Consider the following 2,424-nt stretch of genomic DNA (forward strand, 5'->3'; position numbering starts at 1 on the left):
GCTGCGGCCGGTGGCGGCAGCGATGGCCCAGGCCGACCCGGCGCCGGAGGAGGCGGCGAGGCTGGCCGGCGCCCACGGCCCGCGGCGGCTGCTGGGCATCGTCCTGCCCGCCATCGTCCCGGCGGTCGCGACCGGCGCCATCCTGGTGTTCCTGACCGCCTTCAACGAGCTGACGGTCTCGGCCCTCCTCTGGTCGCGGGGCAGCGAGACGGTCGGGGTGATGGTGTTCTCGCTGCAGGCCGAGGGCGCCGCCACCGCCGCCTCGGCCGTCGCCGTGCTCACCGTGCTGGTCACGCTCGGCCTCGCCGGCCTCGCCACCCTCCTCGCCCGCCGCCTGCCCAGGGGATCGCTGCCATGGCTGCCGTAGACATCGAAGGCGTCGTTCGCCGCTTCGGCCACCGGGTCGCGGTCGACGGCGTCGACCTGCAGGTGGCGCAGGGCGAGTTCCTGGCGCTGCTCGGCCCCTCCGGCTGCGGCAAGACCACGCTGCTGCGCCTGCTCGCCGGCTTCGACGCGCCGGATGGCGGCACGATCCGGATCGGCGGCCGGGTGGTCGCCCAGGCTGGGGCCGGCGGCGGGACGATGGTGCCGGCGGAAGAGCGCGGCATCGGCATGGTGTTCCAGTCCTACGCGCTGTGGCCGCACATGACGGTGCGCGAGAATGTCGACTACGCCCTGCGCATCCGCCGGCTGCCGGCGGCGGAGCGGACGCAGCGGTCCGACCAGGCGCTGGCGGCCGTCGGATTGTCGGACCGAGCCGACACCCGGCCCGAGACCCTGTCCGGCGGCCAGCGCCAGCGCGTCGCCCTGGCCCGCTGCCTGGCGATGGCGCCGGCCCTGGTGCTGATGGACGAGCCCTTGGCCAATCTCGACGTCCATCTTCGCGACGCGCTGCAGGCGGAGTTCCGCCGGCTGCACCGGCAGCTGGGCGCCACCGTGGTCTATGTCACCCACGACCAGGCCGAGGCGATGGCCCTGGCCGACCGCATCGCGGTGATGGACCACGGAAGGCTGCAGCAGGTGGCGCCGCCGCGGCAGCTCTATGCCGAGCCGGCGACGGCGATGGTGGCGGATTTCGTCGGCCGCGGCATGGTGGTGCCGGTGACCTGGCATGGCGGTGCCGGCCCCGGCCATTGCGCCGCGGAGCTGTGGGGCCATGCGGTGCGGCTGCGCTGCAGCCCGGGGGCGCACACGCCGGCGCAGACCGCGTGCCTGCGCGCCGAAGGGCTGGCGGTCGACCCGGCCGAGGGCATCCCGGCGCGGCTGGACCGCGCCGTGTTCGAGGGCGCCGTGACCATCCTGCATTGCCGCCCGGACGCCGACCCCGGCCGGGTGCTGCGCGTCGCCCATCGCGGCCCGCCGCCGGAAGAGGGCTCGGCCCTGCGTCTCAGGGTCGAGGACGGCTGGCTGATGCCGCCGGAAGGCGGCACCAGGGCGATGGCGGCGGAATGACGCTCCGCCGCCGGCAGGAAGGATCGCCGATTACGGCCTGACCTCGCGGGTCAGCTTCGAGTCCCATGGACACCAGTGGCAGCCCGGCAGGAAGGCGCCGCAGGCCTCGTCGAGATGATCTTCCACATACATCATGTTCGCGTCGCAGACCTCGATCGCGACCTCGAAGAAGCTGATCGTGTCCGGGTCGAGATAGAAGTTGAACCGCGGATTGTAGGGCTGCGTGCGTTTGACGATCCGGCCATGGACGTGGATGGCGTCCTTCTCCTTCCCGGACAGGATGTCCAGCGCCTTCTGGATCCTCTCTTCGTCGTTGAGCTGGATGATGAACTCGATGCCGGGGCTGGACGGCTGCTCGAAGGCGAAGTAGCGCGGCATTCTGCTCTCCACGAGTTATTAAATTACAAGGACGAAACTACTGATAGTTCGAACTATATCGTCAGGCTATTTCTGCATTGACCGAGAGTCAATTGACGAATCTTTAATAAAGCCCAGCATTTTATTTTATATTTTAAGCTTATTCTTAGAACTAGAACCACAATTGTCGCAATCGGAATGGTCATGACGAAGCCAGCCACTGATGCGCCCATACCATCCGGAGCGCGACCCGGCTTCCGGAATTCATAAAACCGTTTGACGAATTATCCGGCCGGGATCACGCTTCGGGTCGGGGAGGCTGCATGGCAACGCGGCTGAAGGGTACGAACCAGGATCTCGGACGGCCGTACAACCGGCGCATCGTGCTGGAGGCGGTGCGCCTGCACGGGCCGATCTCGCGCGCCGACATCGCCCGGCTGGTGGCGCTGAGCCCGCAGACCATCACCAACATCGTCCGCGAATTCGGGGAGATGGGCCTGCTGACCGCGCGGCGCGGCACGCCGAAGGGCCCCGGCCAGCCGGCGATCGGGCTGGCGATCGACCCGGATGGCGGCTTCGCCGTCGGGCTGCAGCTGCTGCCCGACCGGCTGCGCG

Annotated in this window: 4 protein-coding genes; 3 read left to right on the plus strand and 1 reads right to left on the minus strand. The window is 69.5% G+C overall.

Annotated features, from left to right (window positions below):
* On the plus strand, positions 1-367 hold a 367-nt coding region (locus tag P409_RS32010; RefSeq protein WP_034848131.1), incomplete at its 5' end, for an ABC transporter permease subunit.
* Entirely contained in the window at positions 355-1,452 is a 1,098-nt protein-coding gene (locus P409_RS32015; RefSeq protein ID WP_034848133.1) for an ABC transporter ATP-binding protein, read from the plus strand. The genes P409_RS32010 and P409_RS32015, both read left to right, overlap by 13 nt.
* A 30-nt stretch (positions 1,453-1,482) precedes the next feature.
* Here the strand turns inward: P409_RS32015 and P409_RS32020 are convergent, their stop codons facing one another.
* Positions 1,483-1,830, minus strand: coding sequence for a BP74-related protein (locus P409_RS32020; protein ID WP_034848134.1), 348 nt, complete (start codon positions 1,828-1,830; stop codon positions 1,483-1,485).
* Positions 1,831-2,132: 302 nt separating this feature from the next.
* Here P409_RS32020 and P409_RS32025 point away from each other — a divergent pair.
* On the plus strand, positions 2,133-2,424 hold a 292-nt coding region (locus P409_RS32025), incomplete at its 3' end, for a winged helix-turn-helix transcriptional regulator (RefSeq protein WP_034848136.1).

Source organism: Inquilinus limosus MP06 (genome assembly GCF_000767795.1).
Taxonomy (GTDB): domain Bacteria; phylum Pseudomonadota; class Alphaproteobacteria; order DSM-16000; family Inquilinaceae; genus Inquilinus; species Inquilinus limosus_E.